Origin of the sequence: Paenibacillus sp. P22 (assembly GCF_000469945.2) — a bacterium.
GTDB classification, from domain to species: Bacteria; Bacillota; Bacilli; order Paenibacillales; family Paenibacillaceae; genus Paenibacillus_O; species Paenibacillus_O humicus.
Genome location: NZ_CBRA020000225.1, coordinates 23,787 through 30,776, shown reverse-complemented (window position 1 = coordinate 30,776; position 6,990 = coordinate 23,787). Strand labels below are relative to the sequence as shown.

Genomic DNA, 6,990 nt, shown 5'->3' with positions numbered 1-6,990 from the left:
TGCGCTGCTTGCCCGCGCCGATGCTGACGACGGCCGCATCCGAGGAGGAGCCGTTGCCCTTGAGGACGGACAGCGTGTCGGACATGACATTGCCGTCGTTGAGATCGCCGATCACCCATTGGATGCGCGCGTCGTTCTCAAGCACCGCACGGCGTACGGACATGTCGATCACGTTGGAGCCCAGCTGGTGGATCGAAGCGAAGTCGACGTGGGCGCCGGCTTCAACGAAGATCTCCACCATGGAATGGTGGACCGCGTCGGCTCCTCCGCCTACGGTAAGAGCGTTGTCGACATAAGTCACGCGGCTGTGGCGCTCGGCCACGATGACGATATGCGGAGCGAACGATACCGATGCATCCTCGTTGTAGAAGAGGGCCTGCAGCGGAACCTCGACCTCGACATTTTTCGGCACGTACAGGAATACGCCGCCGTTCCACAGCGCCGCGTGCAGCGCCGTCAGCTTGTTCTCGTCCTTGGCGATCGCCTTGAACAGGTATTTTTGCAGCAGCTCGGAATGCTCGGAAGCAGCCGTCTCGAGATCCGTGAAGATGACGCCTTTGGCAGCCAGCTCCTCCGGCAGGCGGCGCAGGACATTGCCCGATCCGCGCTGCACCAGCAGCGCCTGCGCGCCGGCTACGAGCGATGCCGCTTGCTCAGGCAGCTCGTTCTCGGAAGCAAGCGGCGTGGTTTGGCCATGCTGGCCAAACGCGCCGAGATTCCAGCGGTCGATGCGTGTCTTCTCCGGCTTCGGCCATTCCAGGCTTGCCGACAGCTCGGCCGCTTCGCCGCGCAGGGCGGTCAGCCATGCCGGCTCGCCCTTGCCGCGGGATACTTCTTCCGCATATGCCCGTTCAACGGGGTTCGATACTTCTGTGCTCATCTGGTTCCCTCCCGTCTTAGGCTTGGCCGACTGTTTCGTCTTCGATGCCAAGCTCAGCCTTAACCCAGTCATAACCTTCCGCCTCGAGACGCTCAGCCAGCTCAGGACCGCCGGATTTGACGATGCGGCCTTGCATCATGACATGCACGAAGTCAGGCTTGACATAGTTCAGCAGGCGCTGGTAGTGAGTGATGACCAGGAAAGCGCGGTCCTCGGAACGCATCGCGTTGACGCCTTGCGCGACGATCTTTAGGGCATCGATGTCGAGGCCGGAGTCGATTTCGTCCAGGATGACGACCTTCGGATCCAACAGCATCATCTGCAGAATCTCGTTGCGCTTCTTCTCGCCGCCGGAGAAGCCTTCGTTGAGGTAGCGGTGGGCGAACTCGGGGTTCATGTCCAGCTCTTTCATCTTGCCTTCCATCTGGCGGATGAACTTGATGAGGGAAATCTCGCTGCCTTCCTCGCGGCGGGCGTTGATCGCGCTGCGCAGGAAGTCGGAGTTCGTCACGCCGGAAATCTCGCTCGGGTACTGCATCGCCAGGAACAGGCCTGCGCGGGCGCGCTCGTCCACGGCCATTTCCATGAGATCCTCGTCGTTCAGCGTCGCGGTGCCTTCGGTCACTTCATACTTCGGATGCCCCATGAGAGCGGAAGCCAGCGTACTTTTGCCCGTTCCGTTCGGTCCCATGATCGCGTGGATTTCTCCACCCTTCATGCTGAGGTTGATGCCTTTGAGAATTTCCTTGCCTTCGATCGTTGCCTTGAGTCCGTCAATGACGAATTGCGTTGCCATCTTTGAAATGCTCCCTTCAAATATGAGTACTTCCGGCGACGGTGTACCGCCTGGCGGATTCCGCCGTGGAAGCTGTCTGCTTTGCGAGTCTCCGGGAGCAATTGCGCCCGAAGGTCATTCTCAGTCGTTCTCAATAATAATTTTAGTATAAAACTCGTTATAAATCAATTAATCTCGGCCGCTCCGAGCAAGCTGCGGATTTCCATTCTCATTCGGTTGAACTCCTCGTCTCCAAGCACAGGCTCCGAATGATCGGCTCCAAGCCCCCCAGGCAAGGAAATCCACGACTTGCAGCCGGTGAAAGCCGGCTCCATCGGCAGCCGCAGCGGCTGCCTCAGCTTGTACACCCGAAGCAGCAGCACATGCAGCGGATCCCGCTTCTTCCATTTCAAGCGTTCCTCGGCAAAGGAATCCGTCCAGATATGCCTCTCCCTGATCCGCTCCAGAATGCCCGGGTCCGTAACCGGAATATCCTCGACCGCATGAGCCCAGCTCGATATCGACACCGCGCCCGCATCCGGACCGTCCCATTCTCCGAGCACTTCGTCCAGAATCGGGCGGGCTTCCTCCTTGAGAAGCTCCGGCCGCTGATGCTCATAAGCCGGGAGCAGATAAAAATCCGGCCGCTCCAGCCGGAAATGGCGGGTCTCCTCGGCGATGCCGCCCTTGCGCAGGACGACGATCTGGCGCCCTTCCTCGAGCGCCCGGACCGCGACGGCCCATTCCTTCAGCGCGGCGGCTCCTGCGCCGGCTCCATCAGGTACGTTCACTTCGGCCACACATCCTTTCACCCGTCAAGCATATTCGCCCCATTATATCAAACGAGCCTATTTCAAGTCTAAAAAAGATGGGCTATAATTAGAGCTTATGTAGAACAAGAGCCTGGCGTACGCACGCGGCCGCAAGCGATTCTCATGAATTGTTCCTTCTTTTATTATGCTACCCATGAAAGGTGGAAATCACTAATGCCAGCATATCATCCCTACAGCGAGGCGGAAGCGGTCGAGCTCGCCCGCACGGTGGAAGGAGTCTTCGCTCCCGGAGCGGAGCTGGAATGCACCGAGATCGGCGACGGCAACCTGAACCTCGTCTTCCATATTACCGAGCCTGCGACCGGCAAGGGGCTTATCGTGAAGCAGGCGCTGCCTTATGTCAAAGTGTTCGGCGAGTCCTGGCCGCTGTCGGTCGACCGCGCGCGGATCGAAGGCGAAGCCCTCAAGATCCAGCACAGCCTGGCGCCTGAGCTGGTGCCGCAAGTCTACTTCACCGACCAGGAGCAGGCCATCACCGTCATGGAAGACCTCAGCAGCCATGTCATCATGCGCAAAGGGCTGATGGAAGGCACGCTGTATCCGCGATTCGCGAGCGACATCTCCACCTTCCTCGCCCAGACGCTGTTCTTCACCTCGGATCTGGGCATGAGCCAGCAGGAGAAGAAGCTGCGCCAGCAGTCGTTCGTCAACGTGGAGCTGTGCCAGATCACGGAAGACCTCATCTTCGACGAGCCTTACCGCGAGCATGAGCGCAACAACTATGAGGATTCGATCGCCGACGAGGCGCTGGCGCTCCGCACGGACGCCGCGCTCCATCTGGAAATCGCCGTATTGAGGGAGAAGTTCCTCACGCGCGGAGAGGCGCTGCTTCACGGAGACCTTCATACCGGCAGCATCTTCGCCCTGCCCGACTCCACCAAGGTCATCGACCCCGAGTTCGCCTTCTACGGCCCGATGGGCTTCGATATCGGCGCAGTCATCGCGAACCTGCTGCTGAACTTTGCCGGACAGGAGCACTGGAGCCCGGAGGCGGATTCCCGCAAGCAGTACCGGGAATTCCTGACGGAGACCGTTCGCGGCGTATGGACTCAGTTCGCCGCCAAGTTCCGCACGCTGTGGGACGAGCATGGCAAGGATCCCGTCTTCTCCGTAGCGGAGGGCTTCCAGGATCTCTATATGAACCGCCTGCTGCAGGATACGGCCGGATTCGCCGGCGCCAAGATGGTCCGCCGCGTCGTCGGGTTCGCCCATGTCGCCGATCTCGACGCGATTCCGGACGACGCCGTCCGCGAGCGCGCGAAGCGGATGGCGCTGGCGATCGGCAAGGAGCTCATCAAGCGCCACCGCACCATCGCCTCGATCGAGGAAGTCATCGACATCGCACTTACGGCATCCGCGCGCTAGGCGCGGACCGCCTATCGACACCTTGCCCGGAAGCCGGCTCCGCCGGCACGATCGCCGGACAGGCATAATGAACGGAGGAACCATCATGACCGACAGCGCAGCCGCCTACCCCGGCCTGCAATCCCTCATTTGGGCGGGAAGCCAGCTTCAGCTGCTTGACCAGCGCCTGCTTCCGGAGGAGACCGTCTATCTTCCCTTGACGGATGCCGAAGGCGTCTGGGAAGCGATCCGACATATGAAAGTAAGGGGAGCCCCCGCCATCGGCATCGCCGCCGCCTACGGGCTTGTGCTCGGCAGCGGACTGCCCGGCCAGCCCTTCCAGGCGGAGGACAGCCTCGCCGCCTGGCTTGGCCGCGTAAACGAGAAAGCCGGCTATCTGGCGACGAGCCGCCCCACGGCCGTCAACCTGTTTTGGGCGCTGGACCGCATGAAAGCACGCGCGGCGGAGCTGGCCCAAAGCGCCGTCACCCTCGATGAGGCCAAGCAAAGCCTGCTCGATGAGGCGATCGCCATCCAAAGCGAGGACGAGGCGACGAACCGGATGATCGGCGAGCATGCGCTGGAGCTCATGCGCGACGGCATGGGCGTCCTGACCCACTGCAACGCGGGCGGGCTCGCCACCGCGAAGTACGGCACGGCGCTGGCTCCGTTCTACCTCGCTCAGGAGCGCGGAATCTCGCTCAAAGTATTTGCGGACGAGACTCGTCCCGTCCTCCAGGGAGCGCGGCTGACCGCGTTCGAGCTGCAGCAGGCGGGCGTCGACGTGACGCTGATCTGCGACAACATGGCCGGCATGGTCATGAGCAAGGGCTGGATCGACGCCGTCATCGTCGGCACCGACCGCGTCGCCGCCAACGGCGATGTCGCCAACAAAATCGGCACGTACAGCGTCGCTGTGCTCGCCAAGGCGCATGGAATTCCTTTCTATGTCGCCTGCCCTCTCTCCACCATCGATCTCGGCACGCCTACCGGAGCGGAGATTCCGATCGAAGAGCGCCACGCGGAGGAAGTGACCGAGGGCTTCGGCAAGCGCACCGCCCCTCATGGCGTCAAGGTGTACAACCCGGCCTTCGATGTGACGCCTGCCGAATACGTCACCGCCATCATTACCGAAAAAGGCGTCATCCGGCCGCCCTACGGCGAAAACCTCAAAAAGCTGTTCGAGGAGCTCCGCCAGGGATAAGGCCCCATCCAGCAGCAAGCCGCCATGGAGATTTCCATGGCGGCTTTTTGTGCCCGGCCCTGAGCGGCATGGAACGGCTGCGGGATGAAAGCCGCTCAAATCCCATGCATCGCTTCCCCAGCCTCAGGCTCCGCTTCCGGTCGGCGGACTCGCTCACTCGTCATTGCCCGTCCGCTCCCCGTCCAGCGGCAGCCTGACGACGATCGTCGTTCCTTTGTTCTCCTCGCTGTGCACGGCGACCGTGCCGCCATGGTTTTCGACAATCTTTTTGCTGACCATGAACCCGAGGCCGGTCCCTTTTTCCTTGGTCGTATAGAACGGCTGGCCGAGCCTCTCCAGCAAATGGGCCGGAATGCCGCAGCCCTCATCGATGAAACTGACCATCACGCCTCGTCCGGATGGATTCATCCGGGCGTCGATTATCAGGCTGCCGCCTCTCGGCATCGCCTCGATCGCATTTTTGATCATGTTGATGCACACCTGCTTCAGCTGGTTTTCCTCGCACATGATCATCATTTCCTCGTCGCTGAAGGAAGTGACGATCTGCACGTCGTTTAGGATCGCCTGCCCGTTCAGCAGCGTGACGACATCCTCCAGCAGAAGCCTTATATCCTTCGCTTCAAAGTGGACCGCCTGAGGCTTGGCCAGCATGAGCAGCTCGCTGAGAATCTGCTCGATTCGGCGGATTTCCGAAGCCATGATTTCATAGAAATAATCCCGCTTCTCCGTGCTTCCGGACTGAAGAAGCTGAAGGAAGCCCTTGAGCGCCGTGACCGGATTGCGGATCTCATGGGCGATGCCGGCCGCCAGCTCCCCTGCGATCGACAGCTTCTCCGAGCGGATCAGCAGCTCCTGGGCTTGCATTCTCTCGGTAATGTCGCGGATGATGACAGCCCGGCCCCTGATCCTGTCCTCGGAGTCGTGCAGCGGAAAGCTGGACACCATGACATGGAGGCGGACGCCGGCTTTGGTGACACGCTCCGATTCGTATCCCTCGATGCTTCCCCCGGCGGCAATGATCGATTTATTGCGCCGCACCTCGAAGGTTCTCTCGTCCGGGAGCAGAGGCATCGCATGGCTGGGAATCCCGACCAGCTCATCCTTGGTCCAGCCGAATGTCGTCTCGAAAGCCTGGTTGACGCTGACGGCCAGATCATGGTCGTCCAGAATAAGCACCGGGTCCAGGTTCCGGGTAATGAAGGACTCCAGCTGATGCTTCGTCGCCAGCAGCTGGCTCCGCATCAGGCTCGCTTCCTGCTTGCTGCGGTCCATGTCGAGCTGATGCTCGTTCTGCACGGCCAGGGAGGGGTATATGTCGGAGCGCCGCAAGTACAGGCTGGACGCGACGAATTCCTCGTCGGTCATATGATATTCATGGCTCCGCAGCAGCGCAAGCTGGAAGGCGGCCGATATTTGCCTGCCGTCATAGGCGCATACGGAGATCAGCCCGTTTCCGTCTACGCATTCATCCGCCAAATGTTCCATGGCGTCGAGCTCGCAGCTGATCTCCTGCACATCCTTGAGCGGAATATTGCCCCATGTACGCAGCAAAAGGCCGTGTTTCTGATAGGCTTCCACGGCGCGGGAAAATCTCTCCATGAAGATGCCGCTCCGAAACCCTCCGTCCATCCGGTACAGCTCTTCCCGATCGATATGATGGACAAGGGCAAGCTGGCTCTCATCCATCTGGCGGGAGAGCAGCTTGCGGATGGTTTGATATCGCGTCACGGATTCGATGATTAAGGTCTGATGCCCCTGCTGGATTCCCATGCGGACAAACGCAACGGCGTTTTGGATGTAGCGGTCCAAATTTTCATAAATGTATAAGATATGGCCGTGTCCCGAAATGCTCATCATCCCGCTCAACGGCACGTTGGAATTCGGAAGGATTGCAGAAAACCACTCTTCATTGGCAAATGGACGCATTCATTCTCCCTCCAGGAAATTGATTGTG

General features: G+C 60.3%; 6 protein-coding genes. 2 read left to right on the top strand and 4 right to left on the bottom strand.

The window, feature by feature from the left end; translation table 11 throughout:
- The 3 genes from BN871_RS23805 to BN871_RS23795 all read right to left on the bottom strand — a co-directional run.
- Nucleotides 1-880 (bottom strand): SufD family Fe-S cluster assembly protein (locus BN871_RS23805; protein ID WP_048749394.1); only part of this gene is annotated, 880 nt, incomplete at its 3' end.
- A gap of 16 nt (nucleotides 881-896) precedes the next feature.
- On the bottom strand, nucleotides 897-1,676 hold the full coding sequence (gene sufC / locus BN871_RS23800; RefSeq protein WP_048749392.1) for a Fe-S cluster assembly ATPase SufC: 780 nt from the start codon (nucleotides 1,674-1,676) through the stop codon (nucleotides 897-899).
- A 164-nt stretch (nucleotides 1,677-1,840) separates the two neighbouring features.
- On the bottom strand, nucleotides 1,841-2,446 hold the full coding sequence (locus tag BN871_RS23795; RefSeq protein WP_048749390.1) for a DUF1802 family protein: 606 nt from the start codon (nucleotides 2,444-2,446) through the stop codon (nucleotides 1,841-1,843).
- Between the two features lie 195 nt (nucleotides 2,447-2,641).
- On the opposite strand from BN871_RS23795, the gene mtnK reads away from it, so the two are divergent.
- Together mtnK and mtnA are read left to right on the top strand one after the other, a co-directional pair.
- On the top strand, nucleotides 2,642-3,853 hold the full coding sequence (gene mtnK / locus BN871_RS23790) for an S-methyl-5-thioribose kinase (protein ID WP_048749388.1): 1,212 nt from the start codon (nucleotides 2,642-2,644) through the stop codon (nucleotides 3,851-3,853).
- Nucleotides 3,854-3,938: 85 nt separating this feature from the next.
- The gene (gene mtnA / locus BN871_RS23785) at nucleotides 3,939-5,036 is read left to right on the top strand and encodes an S-methyl-5-thioribose-1-phosphate isomerase (RefSeq protein WP_048749386.1); all 1,098 of its coding nucleotides are present in this window, start codon (nucleotides 3,939-3,941) and stop codon (nucleotides 5,034-5,036) included.
- 153 nt (nucleotides 5,037-5,189) lie between these two features.
- On the opposite strand, the gene BN871_RS23780 is transcribed toward mtnA, so the two are convergent.
- Nucleotides 5,190-6,962: an ATP-binding protein gene (locus BN871_RS23780; protein WP_021879987.1), complete on the bottom strand. Its 1,773-nt coding sequence runs from the start codon at nucleotides 6,960-6,962 to the stop codon at nucleotides 5,190-5,192.
- Between the last annotated feature and the right edge of the window lie 28 nt (nucleotides 6,963-6,990).